The sequence below is a fragment of the Bacillus sp. CCB-MMP212 genome (assembly GCF_022748145.1).
GTDB lineage: Bacteria > Bacillota > Bacilli > Bacillales > Bacillaceae_G > Bacillus_A > Bacillus_A cereus.
Genome location: NZ_JALDQE010000003.1, coordinates 126,945 through 149,671, shown reverse-complemented (window position 1 = coordinate 149,671; position 22,727 = coordinate 126,945). Strand labels below are relative to the sequence as shown.

The following is a 22,727-nucleotide window of genomic DNA, read 5'->3' as shown; positions in this document are numbered from 1 at the left end:
TTTTTCATACAGTTTATGTAATTATACATATTCATTAAAAAATACACTAAATGAATATTACATGTAGTAAAATATAACTTGTGGGCACGTTCTATAAAGCAGATTCTTTTAAAAGGCGTAACATATCAATTATTATAGGGGATGTGGCGTCACTTCGATATTGATCTCAAATCTCTTGTCTTTTGTGAACTAACAATCTAGTGTATATAGACGATTCTGCTTTATAGTGTGTGTTTACACTCATAACAAAGGGGTAATGGTAATACGGATAGATTCCGATTCGTATGAAATGAAATGGTTCAAGTCGGAGAGAGGCACCTTAAGGTGTCTTTTCTTTTTGGACATTACATCCATTTTGTTTTTCCACCTTATTTCAAATGCGCTAATTAACCTTCACCAAGAAGAAATGAGAATTAAAAAAGATATTGTTTCTTCTGTTTAATACAGAAAAATGAAGGATACCCCATAGATATGGGGCATCCTTCATTTTCTATTTTTTCGCACCTTTCAGTGACTCCCTCAGCACAAACTTCTGCAACTTCCCGCTCGCATTACGCGGAAGTTCATCTACAAATAAATAATGACGCGGACGCTTATAATCTGCTAATTCGTCACTTTCTTTGCAATACGTTTCTAAATCAGCTTCTGTTATTGTTTCATCTTTCTTCACAATAACTGCCACAACACGCTCTCCCCATAATTCATCTGGCTCACCAAGTACCGCCACATCTAATATACCGGGATGACTATGAAGGAAATCTTCAATTTCACGAGGGTAAATATTTACGCCACCGCTAATTACCATATCATCAACACGATCTGCAACGAATAAATAACCATCTTTATCAAAGTATCCTAAATCACCAGAATGATACCATCCTTTATACATCGATTTTTTATTCGCCTCTTCGCGATTATGATAGCCAGCCATCATAGTTGGGCCGCGTAAAATAATTTCTCCTACTTCATAAGGAGGTAATACATCATCTGGTTCTGCCGGTGCATCCTCGTTCGGTTTCACAATACGAACTTCATGACTAAAGCATGGCGTGCCTGCTGAACCAGCTTTCGTAATTTGATCCTCCTCTACGAGAAACACCACAACTGGTCCCATTTCTGTCATTCCGTATATTTGAACAAGGTCAATATAAAGACGTTCTTTACATTCCTTCACTAACGCCGGTGCCATTGCCGCTCCGCCATATATACCGATTTTCATTGAAGTTAAATCATACTGAGTTAAATCTTTTTGCAACAACATATTCCACATCGTCGGCGCTGCAAAGAACGTCGTAATCTTTTCTTCTTGAATCATATGTAATACTGTTTCTGTATCAAAATGATGCAAAATAACATTCTTTCCGCCAACTTGAATGCGTGGTATGATTCCAGCATTTAATTCACCACAGTGATATAAAGGCGCAACGACAAGCCCTACACTATCTCTATTATATTTTAGGAAATACGTACAAATCATACTATGCTCAGCCATTTCACGATGACGATGTAACACGCCTTTCGGATGACCTGTCGTACCGCTCGTATACAGCATAGAACAATAATCCATTTCATCAATTTCGATATTTACTTTCTCAGAAGATGCTGCATTCACTTTTTCATGGTAGGAACTTGCATAGGAAGGTTTGTCGTTTTCTATAGACCAAAAAGATGTATTTGGAAAATCTCTTTCAATTATAGCAACAGTTGACTCAACTGCTTTTTCAAAGACAACGACTTTCGAGGATGCGTCCTGAAGAATATAAGATACTTCTTTCGCCTTTAAGCGGAAGTTAATCGGGTTAAAAATCGCGCCAATTTTCGCACAAGCTAAGTAAACGTTTACAAATTCATGGCAGTTATATAAGTAAACAGATACTGTATCTCCCTTTCTTACTCCGTCTTCTAATAAAGCGTGTGCCGTTTTATTTATTTGTTCATCCCACTGTTTATATGTCCAGCGAATATTTTTTTCAGGTTCCACTAACGCCTCTTTATTTGGATACTTACCAACTGATAAATCAAAAATTCTCCCTATCGTCATATACATGCCAACAAATTCCCCCTTTTCTCTTTCATAAATCTATCATTTCGTCCATAAGTAGACATTGTCCTCTAATGATTTGACTAATTTTTCTGATTATTATCGACATAGTTTTACATACGGTACCGCTAAACGGTGAATGAAATTATACCGGCGATTTTTCGAATATATCGACTTACCGACAAAAACTGCCAAGATATAATCGGCCCCCCATTACTGCAGGATAAAAAGAGGTTGTTCCGACTCGGAACAACCTCTTTCTTCTTATGCGAATAGCTCTTCTAAAATTTTCAGTTTATCTTCTGTATATTTTACAAAGCCATCGTTATATGATTTTGGATCTTTCGGATTCGCGAAGTGCGTAATTGCCCCCGTCTTCGGATGAACAAATTTACTTGATGCACCGCAACCAAGTCCGATAATTGATTGTACTTCTTCCATAATGACAATGTTGTAAATACTTTCTTGCGTCGGCATTGCATAACCAACGTTCTCTAAGTTACCTAAAATATTCTTTTGACGATATAGGTAATATGGTACGTAATTATGCTTTTGCGTCCACTCTTCTGCTTCGTGCATCATCGCTGTAATTTCTTCGCGACCTGCTACTTTATATTTACGTTTGTTTTGCGTCATTTCAGAAGCACGTTTAAATGATAACGTATGAACTGTTAATGATTCTGGCATTAACTTTTCTGTTTCATCTAACGTATGCTTGAAGATATCTAACCCTTCACCAGGAAGACCAATAATTAAGTCCATATTAATATTGTTCATTCCCATTTCACGAGCTAAATGGTATTTCTCAATTGTTTCTTCTACAGTATGATGACGTCCAATTGCTTTTAGTGTCTCTTGATGATATGACTGCGGATTAATACTAATACGGTCAATGTTCCATTTATTTAACACTTCTAGCTTTGCTGGCGTGATCGTATCTGGACGACCTGCCTCAACTGTTACTTCACGTACATTTTTCACGTCTGGGAACGCTTCGTACATTTCTTCATACAGCATATCCATCTCTTCTGCTGTAATACTTGTAGGTGTACCGCCGCCATAATAAATCGTCGTAACTTTCACACCTTTTTCTTTTAAAAACTTACCAATTTCACGAACTTCATAATGTAAACCACCTAAGAACGAATCAACAGACCCTTGGCGTCCATTAATCGCATAAGCCGGGAATGTACAGTATGCACATTTCGTTGGGCAAAACGGAATACCGATATAAATACTTACTTCTTCTTTCAAACGGTATAAATCCGGAACAACTGCTAATTGGCAATCAACAATACGCTGAAGAAGTTCAATTTTCTCTTCATGAATTAAATAACTTTCACGAAGTTCTTGATGCGCTTCTTCTTTTGACATACCATTTTGAAGCATTTTATGAAGAAGTTTCGTCGGACGTACTCCCGTTAAAATACCCCAGCTTTGTTCAAGTCCAGTTAACTGCTGAAGAACAGAAAGATATACATAAGAAACAACGTGCTTCACTTGCTTCATACGCTCTTTTTCATCTGTGAAAGCAGATAAATCTTTCGAGAATGTTTCTTCATACACATTTCCTGTGCTAACATCCGTTAATCGAGCGGATGCTTTCACATTATCCTCAATGTGTATATCAACGATCAGATTCGCTTCCTCTTGTTCAAATCCAATCGTACTATCTTCAAAAAATAAGCCGCCAATATTTTGTAGCGGACGTAAAAAACGATCATCTTGTAACGTTTTAATTGAAATTAACACATTATCACCTTTTCATTTGCAAACTCTCTTTAGTTTACTTGAAGGGCGTTTACAGGTCAATACAGAAGGTTTTACCTGTTTCTCTTACATTTTTTCAAATAATTCTTTTTATGAATATCGCTCATGTATATAGACATCATGATTTTCTCTTGTTAAAATTTATTAGTACAAAAAATCGTTACATAGCGAAAATACAATATATAAAGGAGGAATGTTAACACTAGATTTTATAATCTAATGTGTTAAAAAAAATATGAAAAAGAAATTTTATAGTGTATTAACTCTCTCTCTTGCATTACAAACTGTTCTTGCACCTACTTATTCATTTGCAGAGAGTGCTGAAAAATCCGCCGAAGTATATACGGAGGATCAAGTTTTTAAAAGTATTAAGGAGCATGTTAATGAGCATAGTACTCATGAAGAAGATATCGAGGTTACTGGCCAATTCCTACTATACACTTCAAAAAAACATTCATTATATACCGCGAATGATTTAAAAAACAAATCGAATATCGAGATTACAGAACAAGTCGTAACGGCGACAAAGAAAAAAGGAAATGCTTACTACATAACGACGCCAACTGGCGCTGGATGGATAGATAACAATGATAATAGCTTAGAAGTTCAAGAGATTCATAAACTATCTAACCAAAAATTAATCGTAAAAGAAGAAGCTTCCATACATGCCCTTCCGTTCCAATCGTTTAAAGAAGAAGGGAAACTACAACCACAAGTCATTACTCCTACTGAACAAGCTGGAAATTGGTTTAAAGTCCAAATAAACGAAACAGCAAAATGGATTTATGCACCTTCTGCTACATTTGAAGGTACAAAAGCTTCATTATTAAAAAACAGTCGTACTGCTAAAAATAGTTTATTGAGAGCTCCGGAAGCTCTACAAACAAACAATATTTATGGCGTTACATTTAAAGAAATGATTGTCCCAAAAGGAAATGACGATATTCGCCCTGGCTACCCGATGGTACCTAAATATATTACGATTCACGAAACGGCTAATACAGCGAAAGGTGCTAATGCTCTAAATCATGCAAAATTCTTAGATAACCAAGCACGCGGAACAGCTGATCGCGCCGCATCTTGGCATTTCACAGTAGATGATAAAGAAATTTATCAACATCTTCCGGTAAATGAAGTTGGATGGCATGCTGGAAATAAAACTGGAAACTATGAATCTATCGGAATTGAAATTGCCGTTAATCAAGATGGAAACTATGAAAAAGCGGTAGAAAATGCCCGTAAATTGGCGGCTTATTTAATGAACGACTTAAATATTTCTCTAGATAAGGTCCAAAAACACCAATTTTGGTCAGGAAAAAACTGCCCTGCGTTTATGATTCAACGCGGACAATGGGATGCTTTCTTAAAAGGAACTGAAACATACTATAAAGAAAATCAAAAAAATCCAGTAACTGATGACATTACAGGTGGCTGGTATGAACAAGACATTCGTCAATTAGCAGCTAGAGGCATTATGCAAGGAGAAGGGAACGGCCAGTACTTCCCAGAACGTCTTGTAACGCGTGCTGAATTTGCTACACTAATTACTCGTGCTTTACAATTACCAAGTGGAAATGCTAATTTCACAGACTTAGAACAAGTACACCCATCTTTAAGAGACGGTATTAATCGTGCAGCAAGCGCAGGCATAATCCGCGGACGTGGTGATAATACATTTGATCCAAATACTACAATTACACGCGAAGAAGCTGTTATTATGATTGATCGTTCTCTAAAACACGCTGGTATTTTTGCAAAACAAGTTGAACTACCATTCGTAGACCAAAACTTAATTTACGCTAAAGAAGAAGTACAAAGAGTGTATGGATATGGAATTGTAAAAGGTAATGAATTTAATCAATTCGTACCAAAAGGACCATCACAACGTGCACACGCAGCTGCATTTATAAACAGAATGCTTAGCGTAATTGAAGCTTAAAATATTTATCATTCCATATAGATATTTTCATTTTATCTGTATTAATTTAAAAGGCATCAGAGATTGTATATCTCTGATGCCTTTTATACATCCGTTAACTATTTTTAGCCATGAATCTTAAACGTATTCCTAGTAACAGAAGCATAAAACCGATGAATGGAACGTAATTCGTATTGTGTCCTGTAGCTGGAAGTTGTTGATTATTAGAAGAACCTTGTCCTTTTTCTGGTAAATTAGGTTTTTCTACTCCCTCACCTGGCTTCTCTGTTCCTTCACCCGGCTTTCCTGTTCCTTCACCTGGTTTTCCTGTTCCTTCACCTGGTTTTCCTGTTCCTTCACCTGGTTTTTCCGGATCTTTATCTGTATCTTTTTTATTTGTAATTTGAAGCTTTACAACTTCAATTTTTTCATTAGAAATCGTAAATTTCATTTCCTTATCGGATAAAGTATATCCTTCTGGCGCTTGGATTTCTTTTAAAGTGTAATCTCCTGGTTCTAACTTCTTAGAAGTCGCTTTACCGCTCTTATTTGTTGTTAATGTGTCGATTTTTATTCCGTCTTTCCAAATTTCAAACACTGCGCCTGCTAATGTTTTATTTGTATTATTGGCATCTACCTTTGTAATTTCTAATTGACCTGTAATTTTTTCTTTCACTTTTTCATTCATAACTTCTTGTTTTACTACTTCATTTGCTACAACATTTACTTCTACTGTTACTTCTAACGCCTTATAACCTTCCGGCGCTTTCGTTTCTTCTAACGTATACTTTCCTGGCACTAAGCTTTCGAATTTCACAACGCCGTCTTTATTCGTTGTTTTCGCTTCTCCAACTACTTGACCAGCTTCGTTCTTTAATTTAAATTCCGCACCTGCTAGAACTTTTCCACTCTCCGCATCTTTTTTGACTACTTGTAAGCTTCCTAGTTCTTTTGCGTTTTCTATTTGTACTTCTACTACTTTGTCTGCTTCCACAACGACTTCAATTTCTTCTTTTAACAACTTATATCCTTGTGGTGCTTTCGTTTCTTTTAATGTGTATGTTCCTGGCTCTAATTTCTGAGAAATTACTTTACCAGTTTTATCTGTTCGTAACGTATCTACTTTTTTACCATCCTTATACACTTCGAATTCTGCATCTGATAATACTTTCGTTTTATCTTCTGCATCTACTTTCACAATTTCAAATTGACCTGTTACTTTTTCATTCGTAACCTCTTGTTTTACTACTTCATTTGCTACAACATTTACTTCTAATCTTACTTCTAACGCTTTATAACCTTCCGGCGCTTTCGTTTCCTCTAACGTATACTTTCCTGGCACTAAGCTTTCGAATTTCACAACGCCGTCTTTATTCGTTGTTTTCGCTTCTCCAACTACTTGACCAGCTTCGTTCTTTAATTTAAATTCTGCACCCGCTAGAACTTTTCCGCTCTCCGCATCTTTTTTGACTACTTGTAAGCTTCCTAGTTCTTTTGCGTTTTCTATTTGTACTTCTACTACTTTGTCTGCTTCCACAACGACTTCAATTTCTTCTTTTAACAACTTATATCCTTGTGGTGCTTTCGTTTCTTTTAATTTGTATGTTCCTGGCTCTAATTTCTGAGAAATTACTTTACCAGTTTTATCTGTTCGTAACGTATCTACTTTTTTACCATCCTTATACACTTCGAATTCTGCATCTGATAATACTTTCGTTTTATCTTGAGCATCTACTTTTACGATTTCGAATTGCCCAAGGCTCTTACCGTTCGTTACTTTTACATCAATAACTTTTTCACCGTCAACTGTTACATGAATTATTTGTTTTGTTAACTCATAACCTTCTGGTGCTTTTGTTTCTTCTAACGTATATTCACCTGGCACAAGTCCGTCTACCTTAACCGTTCCAGACTTATCTGTTGTAATTCCTTCTTTTACAACATTTCCTTTCGCATCTTTCAATGTAAATTCTGCGCCTGCTAAGCGTTTCGTTTGATCTTTATCATCCATTTTAATAATTTGTAGAGAACCTAAGATTTTTTCGTTTTCTGCCTCTACTTTTACTACTTCTTTCTCGTTTTGAATTGTTACTTTCCATTCTTTATTTGAAAGCTTGTAGCCCGCTGGTGCTTTCGTTTCTTTCACTGTGTATTCACCTAACGGTAATTTTGGTGACATCACTTTTCCACTCTCATCTGTTTTCAGTTCCGCTACCTTCTTACCACCTTTATACACTTCGAATTCTGCATCTGATAACAATTTCGTTTTATCATTCGCATCTACTTTCACGATTTCAAATTGACCCGTTACTTTTTCATTCGTAACTTCTTGTTTTACTACTTCGTTCGCTACAACGTTTACTTCTACTGGCACTTCTAGCGCCTTATAACCTTCCGGCGCTTTCGTTTCTTCTAACGTATACTTTCCTGGCACTAAGCTCTCGAATTTCACAACGCCGTCTTTATTCGTTGTTTTCGCTTCTCCAACTACTTGACCAGCTTCGTTCTTTAATTTAAATTCTGCACCTGCTAGAACTTTTCCACTCTCCGCATCCTTTTTGATTACTTGTAAGCTTCCTAGTTCTTTTGCATTTTCTACTTGTACTTCTACTACTTTGTCCGCTTCCACAACGACTTCAATTTCTTCTTTTAGCAATTTATATCCTTGTGGTGCTTTCGTTTCTTTTAATGTGTACTTTCCTGGTTCTAATTTCTGAGAAATTACTTTACCAGTTTTATCTGTTCGTAACGTATCTACTTTCTTGCTGTCTTTATACACTTCGAATTCTGCGTCTGATAATACTTTCGTTTTATCTTCCGCATCTACTTTCACGATTTCGAATTGACCCGTTACTTTTTCATTCGTAACTTCTTGTTTTACTACTTCGTTCGCTACAACGTTTACTTCTACTGTCACTTCTAGCGCCTTATAACCTTCCGGCGCTTTCGTCTCCTCTAACGTGTACTTTCCTGGCACTAAGTTTTCGAATTTCACAACACCGTCTTTATTCGTTGTTTTCGCTTCTCCAACTACTTGACCAGCTTCATTTTTTAGTTTAAATTCTGCACCTGCTAGAACTCTTCCACTCTCTGCATCCTTTTTGGTTACTTGTAAGCTTCCTAGTTCTTTTGCGTTTTCTACTTGTACTTCTACTACTTTGTCCGCTTCCACAACGACTTCAATTTCTTCTTTTAACAACTTATATCCTTGTGGTGCTTTCGTTTCTTTTAATGTGTACTTTCCTGGTTCTAATTTCTGAGAGATTACTTTACCAGTTTTATCTGTTCGTAACGTATCTACTTTTTTACCATCTTTATATACTTCGAATTCTGCATCTGATAATACTTTCGTTTTATCTTCCGCATCTACTTTCACAATTTCAAATTGACCTGTTACTTTTTCGGGGATCTTTTTATTCACCACATCTACAGTCAATACTTTATTAGCCTCTACATCAACAGAAACTGAACTAGATGATAATTCATATCCTTTCGGTGCTTCTACTTCTTTTAATGTATAGCTTCCAACTGGAAGTCGTTTCGATAAGGCTTCACCTTTATCATCTGTAACAATTGTTTCCACAACTTTCCCATCTTTATCGATAACATCAAATTTTGCACCTGGCAGAAGTTGACCAGATTCACTATCTTTTTTCAATAATTTAAATTGGCCATTCTCTACTTTTTTCGTATTCTTCATAACAAGTTCAATTACGTTTGTATTATCAATTGTTACTTTGACTGGTGTATCAACTTTTATATATCCTTCTGGTGCATTTATTTCTTTTACAAAATAGTCACCAAGTGGTAAATCTTTAACTTCCGCAATACCCTTTTCGTTTGTTGTAACAGTAGCCACAACGTTATTATCTTTGTCTATAACATCAAATTTTGCGTCTTTTAAAACAATATTTTCATCGTTTTCATCAACTTTTTTAATTTGTAAATTTCCTTTTTCGGCTGCTGGTTTATTCCACTTTGGCCAGTTAAATTTAAAGTTATGAACCTCAAAACCATCTCTTTGGTGTAGTCCTCCAACATAGGCTTGTCCATTAATAGAACCACCTTTTGTTTCTACAACTGCATTAGGTGCAAACACACTACCTACTACACCATAACCTTTAGTTGTTATCTTTGTAGCATTAGGAAATACCCAAATTACTTTACTAGCTAACTCAGTAAAAGATGAATTAGGGTCGTATGCTTGAGATGTATTAATTAAATCCGTCGCCATCCCAGTATTTCTTGTATCATACAAAATTGCACCGCCACCAAAACTCACTTCTTCTGCATCTGAATAAATAACAATAAAGTCTTTATTCTCTACATTCGGAAGAAAAACGTCTTTTACATCGAATGCTTTCTTTCCCGTCTGGCCTGAAGAGACATAAATGTTAGGGTTGTTTACATCTTCACCGATTCCAAAGCTCATATTAGGTTTTGGCTTATCAGTGTGTAGTTTACTTGCATCCCCAATTACACCATCAACGTCTTTTCTAAATTCTTTAAACTTAGCATCAATCTCCGCTTGCTCTTTATAAGAGATACGGTCATATGACGTTTTCATTGCGCCATCTGGGTCACCGTCTTTTGTCATCGCCACTGTTCCATCTTGAATAATTACTTGTCCTGCTCCCGCTTTCGTAAATTGACCGCCTAGTAATAATGATGGATATCCTTCATCTACCCAAGTTGCTCCAGCTAAGTTATTTGCTCCAGTTGCAGCCGCTACGACTGTATAACTTGATGCGTTCATATTTTTCTCAACAGCCATCGCACCTTCAATATCCGCACTCGTTGCACTATGATCTCCAAAAATGATGGCGTTGTAATAAGATACATCACCTAAACCTTTTAATTCTGTTGTAGCTGCCTCTGCTTTAAATGGTAAATGGATTAAAAAATTCATACATATTAGTAATACAACTATTAAACTACTACTTAACTTTTTAATTTTTTGATTAAATGATTTCCTCAAGAAATTCATTCCCCCTTTTAAACTTCCTAAAATCACAAAAAGAAGCACATTTCATATGTACCAGGTCTTACTCACATTAACTTAAAATAATCCATTTAAATACAACAAAGGAACGCTACAACTACTTAATAAAATTACTACAATTCATTTTTGAAATAATACGTGAACTAAACTGTCATGCGGAAATACTTTTACGTATGGGAGCCCAATAAAATTAATCTGAAGAATATTTCATGTGGTGTAACTATTTTGACAACATCATTCACTTTACATTAGTTTTCTAAAGGATTCAAGTGAATTGTATAGATTTCATACACAATTCACATTTTAAAGCGTTTTCATTCCTTTTAATACTCTCAACAAAAAAAACGTAGCCAAAAAGCTACGTTTTTCTTTCATCGTTTCGGTGTATTTTTATGATTCTTCAAAAACGGAAGCGGGAATTGCTTACGGAAATGCTCTTTAATCATGTACTCTACACCGTTCTCACTATTTGAACGTGTAATCCAATCTGCTGCTTGCTTTAATTCTACAGGCGCGTTTCCCATCGCTACACCAAGTCCCACGTTTTCAATAACCTCTAAATCTTCCATACTATCTCCAATCGCAACCATCTCATTTAGCGAAATATTTAAATGCTCTCCAAGCAATTGTAATCCGCGTAACTTTGATACATTTTGCGGCAAGATTTCTATTCGTTTTGAATCACATTCGACATACTCTACATCTTGGAATGCTTTTCTTAATGTGTTCAGCCCTCTTTCTTTTTCACCCTTAGTTTGGAAAAGAACATCAATTTTTGGCGCCGCTACCGGATGGTCACGAAGCGCGTCACCTAACGAATCTACAAATTGAACTGGATAAAATAACGGATCTGCGCTTGATAATACAGTGCGCGCAATTAAGTTTGGTGTATTTCTCTCACGATTTCCTATCGAAAACCGTTCATGAGAAATACGTACGTTACAATCAAAGTGCTCTAACACTTGCACAATGTTAAAAGTCTTCTCTTCAGATAATCTTCTTTGAACGTACGGCTTATCTAACGTTGCTGAAACGAAAGCACCACCATGTGTCACTAATATAGAATCTAATTTTAACGCCTTTGCTACTTTATGAGCGGATTGAAAATTACGGCTCGTAAATAACGTAACGTATACATCTTTTCTTTTCACAAATTCAATTGTTTCTCTTAATCCTTTTGCAATTTTTCCATTGTTGTATAGTAGTGTCCCATCTATATTAAGAGCTAGTAAGCGATAAATCATGTCGCACTCCCCCTCTTCGCTGTTGTACTCTATCCATAATTTATGAAATACACCCGATAAATAGAACGAGTTAGAATTACTACTGAAAATTTGGTTTACTATATACATATACACTTAGTAAAGGAGATAGTACAATGCAGGCACCTCCTTCCTTTTATGAAGGCGATACGTTAGAAGTAGCAAAAAAATTACTCGGGCAAAAACTCGTTCATATTGTAGACGGAATAAAGCGAAGCGGAATCATTGTAGAAGTAGAAGCATATAAGGGCCCAGATGATAAGGCCGCACATAGTTACGGCGGCAGACGGACAGACCGCACAGAAGTCATGTTTGGCGCACCAGGGCATGCTTACGTATATTTAATTTACGGTATGTATCATTGTTTTAACGTTATTACAGCACCAGTTGGCACCCCACAAGGTGTTCTCATTCGAGCTCTTGAGCCGGTAGATGGAATAGAAGAAATAAAACTAGCGCGCTACAATAAGACCGAAATTACAAAAGCGCAGTACAAAAATTTAACGAACGGTCCTGGCAAACTATGCCGTGCACTTGGCATCACTTTAAAAGAACGCGGTGTATCGTTACAAAGTGATACGTTACATATTGAATTAGTTCTAAAAGAAGAACACATATCATCACAATATAAAATAACAACAGGACCTCGTATTAATATCGACTATGCAGAAGAAGCTGTACACTATCCGTGGCGTTTTTATTATGAGGGACATCCGTTTGTTTCAAAAAAATAAGCGATATCAACAATTTTTCAAATATATCTATCGTAACTTACAATATATCAACGGTTCGACAAGAAATATCGATTTATCGACAAATAATAACATTACGAATAAAAGAAGACTGTTCCAAAATGGAACAGTCTTTCCCTCTTACTCTGCACCTTCCGCAGTTGCAATATTATCCTCTAAATTTTCTCTTGATAATTCAGCCGCCATAAAATCAGCTGTTTCTGGAAGTGCTAAATGCATATGAGCTTTTTGACAAATTTGGATGGTACAGTTTTCTATAACATAGTCGAAAACATGTCCGCCCCCGCTTCTTTCATCATCAATGTAATGTAAGTGGAATCCAGCTACCCCAATACCTTGCGCATAATCTGGTGTCCAAAATCCAGCAAGCGTACCTTCTGTATTTTCAAATGAAAAGATTGGTTGTGATTTCGTCACTTCAACGAGCGGTGTATACGGTTTTTCTTGTCTTGGAACAGTTCTCGTCCTTACTTCACGGAACGTACCGTCCATTCGAATACCGTAAAACAAGTTTTTACTTGGCATTAATTCATGTAATAACGCTTCAACTTCTTCACGATTCATCGGACGCTCTACCGTATAACTCATTTCTTTTTCAAAAAACGTTACAGTCGCAAATGGCGTTGTTTCTTCTGGCTCTACTTTTTCTGCTGAACCGTCTGAACGTAAATGATAAAATTCATTATCAAATGCAATCATTTCACCATCTAATTGATCAAATGTGCCGATGCCGAAATCACCATGTTTTTTCAAATCTTCAAAGCTAATTACACCATCATATATACCATCTAATAGCGCAAGCATTGTAGATGTTTGATATACTTCATTACTCGTTTTCGTTTTTTTCGCATCAATATCAATTAATTGCGCAACAGTCATCTCAAATCTGCCTCCATTAGTTTAATTGGTTTGGTAATAATTTTTCGCTTAATTTAATGTTGTCACGATAGTCAATTGGAATATCAATAATGACAGGACCATCTGCTGCTAGCGCGGATTTTAACACACCTTCTAATTCATCAGGCGTGTTAACACGAAGACCTAACGCCCCGAAACTTTCCGCATATTTCACAAGATCAACATCGCCAAACTCTGTAGCTGATGTTCTGCCGTATTTCATCATTTGTTGGAATGCAACCATATCATATGTGCCGTCTCTCCAAACAAGATGGACGATTGGAGAATTTAAACGTACCGCCGTTTCTAACTCCATCGCTGAGAATAAGAAACCACCGTCACCTGATACGGAAACTACTTTTTTACCTGGTTCTACTAAAGTAGCTGCGATTGCCCAAGGAAGTGCAACACCTAATGTTTGCATGCCGTTACTAAATAATAATCTACGTGGTTCATAAGAACGGAAACATCTCGCCATCCAAATAGAATGGGAACCGATGTCACATGTAACAGTTGTATCGTCACTAATTAAAGAACGAAGTGTACGAATCACTTGAAGTGGGTGCGTAACACCTTCTGAAGGACGATTTGGAACTTCTGCTTGTTCTGATAATTTCGCACGTAATCGTTCTAATACCGCTTCTGATTTCGTACTTAATACAAGTTTCGGTAATTTTTCCGCGATGCTATTTACCGTTAAGGCAATATCACCAATTAATTCACGCTCTGGTTGGTAATCATGGTCGATATCTGCTTGATGGTCGTCAAGATGAATAATCGTTCTGTCGCCAAGTTTATTCCAGAACTTTGGATCATACTCGATTGGATCATAACCGATAGAAATCACAAGGTCTGCTTCTTCTAGTAAAATATCACCTGGTTGGTTACGGAATAATCCAACGCGGCCGAAGAAATGATCTTCTAACTCACGTGAAATCGCACCAGCTGCTTGATATGTTTCAACGACAGGAAGTTCTGTATCCGCAATTAATTTACGAACAGCTTTCGTCACTTCATTTGTGCTCGCTCTCATACCGAGTAAAATAACTGGTAATTTCGCTGATTTTATTTTTTCTACTACGTATGTAATATCATGTGTGGGAGCGATTCCAAGCTGTGGCTTAGAAAGCGCACCGATAGACTCTACAGTCGTTTCCGCAGTCATAACGTCTTGCGGCAAACTTACTAAAGTTGCTCCTGGATTTGTAGAAGTCGCACTTCGGAATGCATTTGATAATGCTTCTGGCACATTATCAGGATGCTCTACTTCTACGCTATATTTTGTGATTGGTTCGAATAGTGCAGCATTATCCATAGATTGATGTGTACGTTTTAATCGATCCGTACGCGGAACTGCACCAGCTAAAGCAACAACGGGATCACTCTCCGCATTCGCAGTAACAAGACCTGTCGCTAAATTTGATGTCCCTGGTCCTGAAGTTACAAGACATACGCCCGGTTTCCCTGTTAATCTACCAATAGCAGCTGCCATAAATGCTGCATTTTGTTCATGACGACAAACGATTAACTCTGGTCCTCTTTCTTGCAATACATCAAATACAGAGTCAATCTTTGCTCCTGGAATACCGAAAACATGTGTAACACCTTGTTTAATTAAACAATCAACAACAAGATCTGCTCCTTTTGTTTTTGTCTTCACGTCGTTTGCTTTTACACCTGTACTCAAAACTAATCATCCCTTTATTTCATAATGTGTGTAATAAAGATTTTAATTTCACCTAGTTAATTAAGCTGGTGAAGTATCATTTATCATTATATTACAAATGCATTATTTTTCCAACAATATGAATTCGACATTATTTTGACAAGATTTAAAGAATGCGCTTACAACCTTTTGTTTATCTTAAAATAATATTTTTATATCTCTTCTAAAAATGTACAAAAATACTTCCACCTATTCACATTATTAACAAATTTATAGTACCTTGCAAAGAATAATAGTAAGTGATATATTTGTAAATAATGGAATACCCATTATTTGGAATGTTATTCACGATTAGTATATCTCCTTTCAAAAAGTAGATATAGATTGTGTGTGCTGTTTAGAAAAAAGATAGGATTTTCAGCCATAATTCATCATTTTATAAAGGAAAGTGATCGTTATGAACAAGAGTGAATTTTTAGAACAACTTAGTTCTTCCCTACGGAATATGCCTAATTCAGAAAAGGAGGATATTATCTCGGAGTACGAAACTCATTTTATTAGTGGTAAACAAGATGGAATATCTGAAGAGGAAATTTCTAAAAAGCTAGGAAACCCTAAAACCATTGCTAAAGAACTTACTGTTTCCTATGCAATAAGCAATGCTGACAGTAAACGAAGCTTCAAAAATATGATAATTGCACTTTTTTCTGTTATGAGCTTAAGTGTTTTAAACTTTGCCTTTATCTTTATCGCCTTTTTCGTACTACTCTTTTTATTACCGATTCTTCTAGCACTTATCATTGCCACGCCAGTATTAATTATTTCGCCTATTTTATTAATAGGATTAGGATTCTTTAAAGGGTTTCATCAAATTAGTTATTCCGATGTTTATAATGTGTTCATCGCTTTTTGCGTCGGTTTACTCATATCCGTCATATCTTATCAAATGGTAAAACATCTATATGCACTTTTAGTAAAGTATTTGAAATGGAATATTGCTATTTTACAAAGACACTAATGAATGTAAAAGGAGATTAAAATGAAGAAATATACTTTATATTCACTCATGCTACTTACTCTTTTATTTCTATCAGCTTGTTCAAACAGTGCACAACCTAAGGAAGAAAACGATGTACAATCTATTAAAGATGTTGCTATTAAAGTTCCAGAAAATATATTTAGTTCCTCAAAGAAAAACGAAACTATTAATGAAGACGAAATGAAACAAAATATAACAAATTATATAGATTATAGTTGGGAGTTATCTGAAAATATCATCCCTCTCGCTTCAACAAATTCTGATAAGAATTTCACGGAATCTGACCAAGAAAAATTACAAAAACTAATTGATTTAGCGAAACAAAACGATATGAATTTCCATGAGTTTATTAGTAATAATAATTTACCTAATGATTATAAAAAACCTTCAAAAGAAATCTATGAATTTATGTCCTCATCTACGGCTATTTTCGTAGAACTAGATCAAGAATTAGACAAACTTGCCCAAGATGGTAACTTATTCAAAACCGATTTTTCTTTTACAAAACGCTTTGAGAAAGTTAATGGTAGGAAGCAAAAAGAAATTGAAAAGTTTTTGAACGAAAAAAATATTAAAACTTCAATTAACAGCAATAAAAAAAATTAACCGGTGTATTACATACCCCTTTCAAAATAACCAATAAAAAATGGCTATTTTGAAAGGTTTTTTTAATGTCTGAGGATGCACTTCATCCGTTTTCCATAAAAAAAAGGCCTCCTTAAAGGAGGCCCAAGTAAAAACAACAAACGCAAAATAACAACAAATAATGGACGATAAAATCACTATATTGACAAAGTATAGGATTTTTATCAGTTGGAGTAACTCAACCCTAAATTACTCTTTTAACAATGCAATACTAATAACTTATTACAGCAATTTTTTACCGTGTCTTAAAATAATTGACTGTCTTTCAAATAATTCTATTTATATTGATTGTTATTAATTAGTATATACTTTAATACGACTATACATCCTAATAAAAGGCAATATATTAAGCTGTTAGTCCTCGCGAGTTTATTTTGCCTTTAATGTAACTATACTATATTCTTCCATTTATATCACCGAACATTCCTCTCGTATTCACGCATTTTTCTTGCGTGAATACCGCAACTTAATAAAGGGCTACATTAAAAATTTATAGTTGGAATAAACCATAGTTCTTTCGCCTTTTGTACTGCTTCCATTCTTGATGAAACTTGTAACTTATGAAATATGTCGGTCAATTTATATTCTACCGATCTTTGACTTAAGTTTAATATTTCGGCAAGCTCTCTATTTGTTTTTCCTTTACCAACTTCAACTAGAATCATCTTCTCTTCATCATTTAAAGAAATTATATTTTTCATTTCGCCTTCTACATTTATATTAGATGCATTTTCTACTATTCTTAACTGTCTTACAAGTTGATGAGAAAGAACTACTTCTTTTTTCAATGCATGGCGGATTGCATTTACCACTTCTTTCTCAGAAGAAGTTTTACTTAATACACCAAGTACTCCGTTATCTATTAATAAATTATAATGTGCAAACACATCAAATCCTGTAAAAATAAGAATAGCTGCTTCTGGTTGCACACTAAGTATATATTTAGAAAGCTCTAAACCATTTATTTTTGGCATTTGTAAATCTATTAAATATACATCATACTGTTTATTATGCGTAACTTCTCTTATTTCTTCACTATCATGTAAAACATCAGCCTCTATATCATCATATCTTTCAATTAATGCTTTAGTCCCTAGGCCAACTGCAACGTGATCATCTACAACAAGAACAGAAATCATTTTTTCATCCCTTCCACATCTAAAGATTGAATCAATTAATCAATCAATCTTCATACTAACTTTAATCTTTAATCCATTATTCACCTTTGAATCTATTGACATTTCTCCACCTAAACTATGAATTCTAGCTACAATCCCGGATAAACCTAAACTACTATAAGAATGATTTAACTCGTCTAAATCTATCCCCATTCCTATCCCATCATCATCATAAGTTAAATTCAAATATCCATTTTGCTCATATAATCGAATTGTAACTTTAGAAGCTTTTGAATGCTTTAGTGCATTATTTAATAACTCCTGAATAATTCTATAAATTGCTTGTTCATGTTCTACATTAGGTAGAATAATATTATCTTGAATTTCATAATAGAAGAAAAATGTAGCTTTAAGGTTTACTTGTTTAAATAAATCTAATAATGCTTTTTTCAAACCTAATTCATATAGAAATGGAGGACGTAAGTTATTACATGTTTCACGAATGACATAAATATGATCTAAGACATCTTCATATACTTCGTTAATTATGTTTTTCATATCGACATCTGGAATATCTTTATGATATGCCTCTAATTTCCTAGACAAGCGTATTTGGTCTTGTAATACACCATCATGAATATCACTCGCCAAATTTGTCCGCTCTTTTTCAGACAAATTAAATAGTAACTTTGAAAGCCAAATTGGAGGCTGTTTCGGTTCGTTTATCGTTTGCAACTGATTCACTAATTCTTCCACTTGATATGAGCATTCTAATAATAAATCAGCATAACTACACAATGTCTCTAACCATCCAATTTCTTGAATGTTCAAACCTCTCCTATTATTAGATTTACATAACAATATAATTATTGTTTTTGCTGAAATGGACAAAACAAACACAAAATGATCTTCTAATTGTATAATGGAACCAACAGTATATGTCTCTAACTGATATCCATTCAATTGCTTTAGCACATCTTTAGAAACACATCCATCCCCAATCATTTGGAAAGAATTATCCCCTTTACTCACTTCAATGCAGCATATTTCTTCTATTTTTAATACATCCTTGATTTCTCTCTTTATGCTAATAATTAAGTTTGAAAACTTATATTCATTTTTTGCCTGATGTAAAAACCTATGTAAACTAAACTGATAATTTTTCTGAGAATGATATAATTTTTTCCTTAATTTAAAATCCAAATAATCCTTTATAAAGCAAGAAAGCATTAACGAAACAAACAAGATACTAGCAAATCGAATGACATCTAATATGTTATCGCCAGTATTGTGGAAAATTAAAATCCCTAATATAACGATAAAACCCGTTAGACATATCGACAGTAAAGCATAATATTGAACTCTACGAATGACAAAATTATAATCAAATATTTTCCCTTCAATAATCATATAAAAAATACAAATTGGAACCAATAAAAAAAAGATCGCTGTCGTCTCGACACTTATTATTTCTTTGTAATTTATCAAATTAGGAATTAAAAATAAGAATATAAATGGCATGGCTGATATGATTGCGCTCATAATAATAACTCTTATAAACTTAAAATAATAACTTTTTCTACTTTTAAAATAAAATCTAAACAATGCATACACTGTTAATAAAAACAAAACAGAACTTAACAATATAATATAACTCGTCGCTAAACCATTATATTTTAAATAAATAAAAATGGTTAAACAAACTAAAATAAACGCTATTATATTCACATAGATTAATTTTGTTTTTGTTATAAATCTTATCTTCAAGTTTTTCGTAAACATGTCCATAAATTTTATAAAAAAGACAACTGAGTACGTTAAAGAAATAGCAACTACAATATACGCTATTAAATCTTTTCGTAACCCCGCCATAATACTAATGTAACTCATTCCTAAACAATGCAGAAAATAGATTAAATCTTTCGTTCCTGCATTCAAGTATGGAGCACGTATTAAAATATATGTCGCCACAAAAAAACACGTTAGATAAAACACCATTGGTAAAAAAAGATGATAAACCAATTGCTTATCGTATGGATTATAATCTACTTTATATTCTTCTATTGATCCCCCTTTCTTAATTGTAATATTCTTTGCCCTTTCAGTAGCACCATATAATGAAATATTAGAGTTATCATCAGATAGAATCCCATCTATTTTTTCAATAATATCCCCGATTGCTAGATCTTGTTCTGCTGCCCAGCTATTTTTCACAATATTATTAATCACCAAATGATTTTCTTGATGCTCTATCTCAATCCCTACCCTTGGATATAACATAATTTCGATTGCAAAATAACTAAATAAACTAAGCGATAGTAACGTTACAATCAATTGATATTCATACTTAAATACTCGAATCACTTTTGTACAAAACTCCTTTTTAACTACAGCAATAACTCCATTTTCTACATTTTGTCATCATAAATTAAAGCATACACATTTCATTTAACGGTTATAAGCACAAAAATATAGTTACCCTCTAATATAGAATAACTTTCACATTTGTTAGATAGAATTCATCATTCATTTTATAAATCTCTACTTTGTTAGTTGTAATACTAATAGTATTTATCCTAATTTCCGCCCCATTTATAAGTAAAATTCCTACTAGCTCAGAATTTTGATAAAAAATCACTTTCCATCATCACATGTACCAACTTTTTTAATGATATTTCATATTTAAAGTGATTTAACTCGATACAATGCCTCACAGTTCACCTTCCTCCTTGTCCTAATATGTAATTTTAAAGAAAAACCTTAGTTAATACTAATGAAAGTTTATTCATATTTCATCAAAAATTGATTGTGCTTTATCGAACATGAAATATACGGATATATAATATAAAACGTACAATTTCCCTTATTCCAAATATAAGCCTTTTTCTACAACAAAAAAGACGCTCCTAAACTAGGGGCGTCTTCCACTATTACGCTTGTTGTTGCGCGCTATATAATTCTTCAAGTGGCTTCATGATAATTTTGTTAACGTCACCGATTACAACGTTTAGGCGTTGCTCAGTTTCCATTAATTTTGTAATTTTAGCATCTTGTTGAATGCGAGCTACAACTTCTTGTGCTTGTTGGTTGTCTTCTTCAGTGATTTCTTGGCCTTGCATCATTTTTTGTTGTAGGCTAAGTTGCATTGTACGGAACTCATCGAATAAGTTCTTTGAAGCTGTGTCAGCTTGAACTGCTGCGTAGCTCTCTTTTAAAGTTTTGAAGTCTTCGTTTTCAGCGATTGCTTTTTGTAATTCATATGCAACATCATGAATGTTCTTTGTCATTTTATTTTTCCTCCTTTAGAAGGCTAGCGCTTTTCATACGCACTGCCTTTTCAGTGCATTTACATACGCACCTCTTCTTACCATATCAAACTATGCAAGAGATGTGAAGAAATTTCACTTTTATTTCTATGTACTCACCTTATTATCTAAGAAACAATAGTAACAATCCTTGTACGAGTCCGATCATTCCACCTAATAATGCTCCTAAATACGTAATCATTTTCAATTCGTTTTTCGTAATAGACAGAACTAAGTCTTCTAATCTTTCTGTTGAGAATGTAGACACTTCTTGCTGGACAATTTCCGCAAGGTGTAGATTATTTAGTATACTCTCTACGTTTTCTGTTCCCCACTTCAAGCCTTTCTTTACTGCACTTGGAACCACTTTTTCAATAATTGTTTCTCGAACCGGCTCACATACTTGCTGAACAGATTGATTTAAAAACTTACTCACTGTTTCCTCTACTTTAACTGCTGACAGCACGGAGCTTACAATCATTTCTTTCTCTACAAATGCTTCTAATTCTTTTACATCTCTTCCTTTTAACTTTTCCCACTCTTTTTGCAGTACGTCAGTTAAAAGCTGCTTTGTACCATCTTGACCTAAAAACTTAATAACTTCTGGCTGCACACGATCCACTACACTTACATTTCCTAAAAACATTCCGACTAAGTTAAGTAGCGTTCCGCGAGAAGCAAAGAAATCATCAATCATGTTTGAAAGACGTGCTTTCCCTTCTTCACTTTCAAAAAAGCTAATTCCTCGCTCTAAAATAAACGCCGAGACATTCGGAATCGCATTCTCTACTTTTTCATTTACAGAATGAGGTAAAGCCTGTTCCCATGTATATGTATAATACTCTGCTAAAAATGCATGAATTTTTTCTGTAATAACATGTTCGATTTTTCGAGTCGCTTCTTCTTCTACATGCGCTACATTCCATTTTTCTAACATATGTCGCAGTGATTGTTCATTCGTAATTACTTTATCCACTTCCACTTGCGCCCAGTGAATTAAACCTTTTTGAAACTCTTCATTTGTTAGCTTTTTTCCAATTCCTTCTGGTGTTAACAAATGTTCTACAACCATATTTCCTAATTGAACAGCAAGTTCATCACGACGCTTCGGAATTAACCCTGGTGTAAATGGAACTTGAAACTTTCCGATATAAATAGGACGATGAGGACGAAATAACATTTTTATCGCTAAATGATTCGTATATCCCCCAATAATTGCTCCGAGTCCTGTCGTCGTTAACATATTTAACCATATATTCATTACAATCAACCTTTCACTTCTCCAAAACTATAGCATATCATCATACGGACA

14 protein-coding genes are annotated in these 22,727 nt (G+C 34.6%); 4 read left to right on the top strand and 10 right to left on the bottom strand.

The genetic code is table 11. From position 1 onward, the window contains the following. Positions 1-490: 490 nt before the first annotated feature. Both MRP26_RS09135 and MRP26_RS09130 read right to left on the bottom strand, forming a co-directional pair. Positions 491-2,047 carry a fatty acid--CoA ligase gene (locus MRP26_RS09135; RefSeq protein WP_242806117.1) on the bottom strand — a complete coding sequence of 519 codons (1,557 nt, stop codon included), beginning with the start codon at positions 2,045-2,047 and terminating at the stop codon, positions 491-493. A 258-nt stretch (positions 2,048-2,305) separates the two neighbouring features. Continuing rightward, positions 2,306-3,793, bottom strand: coding sequence for a coproporphyrinogen III oxidase (locus MRP26_RS09130; protein WP_000908776.1), 1,488 nt, complete (start codon positions 3,791-3,793; stop codon positions 2,306-2,308). 253 nt (positions 3,794-4,046) lie between these two features. Between MRP26_RS09130 and MRP26_RS09125 the strand changes: the two genes are divergently transcribed. Beyond that, the gene (locus MRP26_RS09125) at positions 4,047-5,750 is read left to right on the top strand and encodes an S-layer homology domain-containing protein (RefSeq protein WP_141558604.1); all 1,704 of its coding nucleotides are present in this window, start codon (positions 4,047-4,049) and stop codon (positions 5,748-5,750) included. Between the two features lie 94 nt (positions 5,751-5,844). Here MRP26_RS09125 and MRP26_RS09120 read toward each other — a convergent pair whose 3' ends face one another. Together MRP26_RS09120 and MRP26_RS09115 are read right to left on the bottom strand one after the other, a co-directional pair. Further along, the gene (locus tag MRP26_RS09120) at positions 5,845-10,716 is read right to left on the bottom strand and encodes an MSCRAMM family protein (RefSeq protein WP_242806116.1); all 4,872 of its coding nucleotides are present in this window, start codon (positions 10,714-10,716) and stop codon (positions 5,845-5,847) included. Between the two features lie 386 nt (positions 10,717-11,102). Further along, the gene (locus MRP26_RS09115; protein WP_000640430.1) at positions 11,103-11,975 is read right to left on the bottom strand and encodes a Cof-type HAD-IIB family hydrolase; all 873 of its coding nucleotides are present in this window, start codon (positions 11,973-11,975) and stop codon (positions 11,103-11,105) included. Between the two features lie 134 nt (positions 11,976-12,109). Between MRP26_RS09115 and MRP26_RS09110 the strand changes: the two genes are divergently transcribed. Then, entirely contained in the window at positions 12,110-12,727 is a 618-nt protein-coding gene (locus MRP26_RS09110; protein ID WP_242806115.1) for a DNA-3-methyladenine glycosylase, read from the top strand. Between the two features lie 138 nt (positions 12,728-12,865). Here the strand turns inward: MRP26_RS09110 and alsD are convergent, their stop codons facing one another. Then, positions 12,866-13,624, bottom strand: coding sequence for an alpha-acetolactate decarboxylase (gene alsD, locus MRP26_RS09105; protein ID WP_000215024.1), 759 nt, complete (start codon positions 13,622-13,624; stop codon positions 12,866-12,868). Between the two features lie 16 nt (positions 13,625-13,640). Further along, a complete protein-coding gene (alsS, locus tag MRP26_RS09100) occupies positions 13,641-15,329 on the bottom strand; it encodes an acetolactate synthase AlsS (RefSeq protein ID WP_071740651.1) in 1,689 nt (562 codons plus the stop codon). 436 nt (positions 15,330-15,765) lie between these two features. Between alsS and MRP26_RS09095 the strand changes: the two genes are divergently transcribed. Further along, positions 15,766-16,326 carry an HAAS signaling domain-containing protein gene (locus MRP26_RS09095; RefSeq protein WP_023521266.1) on the top strand — a complete coding sequence of 187 codons (561 nt, stop codon included), beginning with the start codon at positions 15,766-15,768 and terminating at the stop codon, positions 16,324-16,326. 21 nt (positions 16,327-16,347) lie between these two features. After that, entirely contained in the window at positions 16,348-16,953 is a 606-nt protein-coding gene (locus MRP26_RS09090; RefSeq protein ID WP_197241300.1) for an NDxxF motif lipoprotein, read from the top strand. 521 nt (positions 16,954-17,474) lie between these two features. Here MRP26_RS09090 and MRP26_RS09085 read toward each other — a convergent pair. From MRP26_RS09085 to MRP26_RS09070, 4 genes are all read right to left on the bottom strand, one after another. Then, positions 17,475-18,131: a response regulator transcription factor gene (locus MRP26_RS09085; RefSeq protein ID WP_197241301.1), complete on the bottom strand. Its 657-nt coding sequence runs from the start codon at positions 18,129-18,131 to the stop codon at positions 17,475-17,477. 39 nt (positions 18,132-18,170) lie between these two features. Then, positions 18,171-20,474 carry an ATP-binding protein gene (locus tag MRP26_RS09080; RefSeq protein ID WP_197241302.1) on the bottom strand — a complete coding sequence of 768 codons (2,304 nt, stop codon included), beginning with the start codon at positions 20,472-20,474 and terminating at the stop codon, positions 18,171-18,173. Positions 20,475-21,040: 566 nt separating this feature from the next. After that, complete coding sequence (locus tag MRP26_RS09075) at positions 21,041-21,397, bottom strand: YlbF/YmcA family competence regulator (protein WP_000164614.1); 357 nt, start codon at positions 21,395-21,397, stop codon at positions 21,041-21,043. Between the two features lie 142 nt (positions 21,398-21,539). Then, on the bottom strand, positions 21,540-22,676 hold the full coding sequence (locus MRP26_RS09070) for a DUF445 domain-containing protein (protein WP_242806114.1): 1,137 nt from the start codon (positions 22,674-22,676) through the stop codon (positions 21,540-21,542). Between the last annotated feature and the right edge of the window lie 51 nt (positions 22,677-22,727).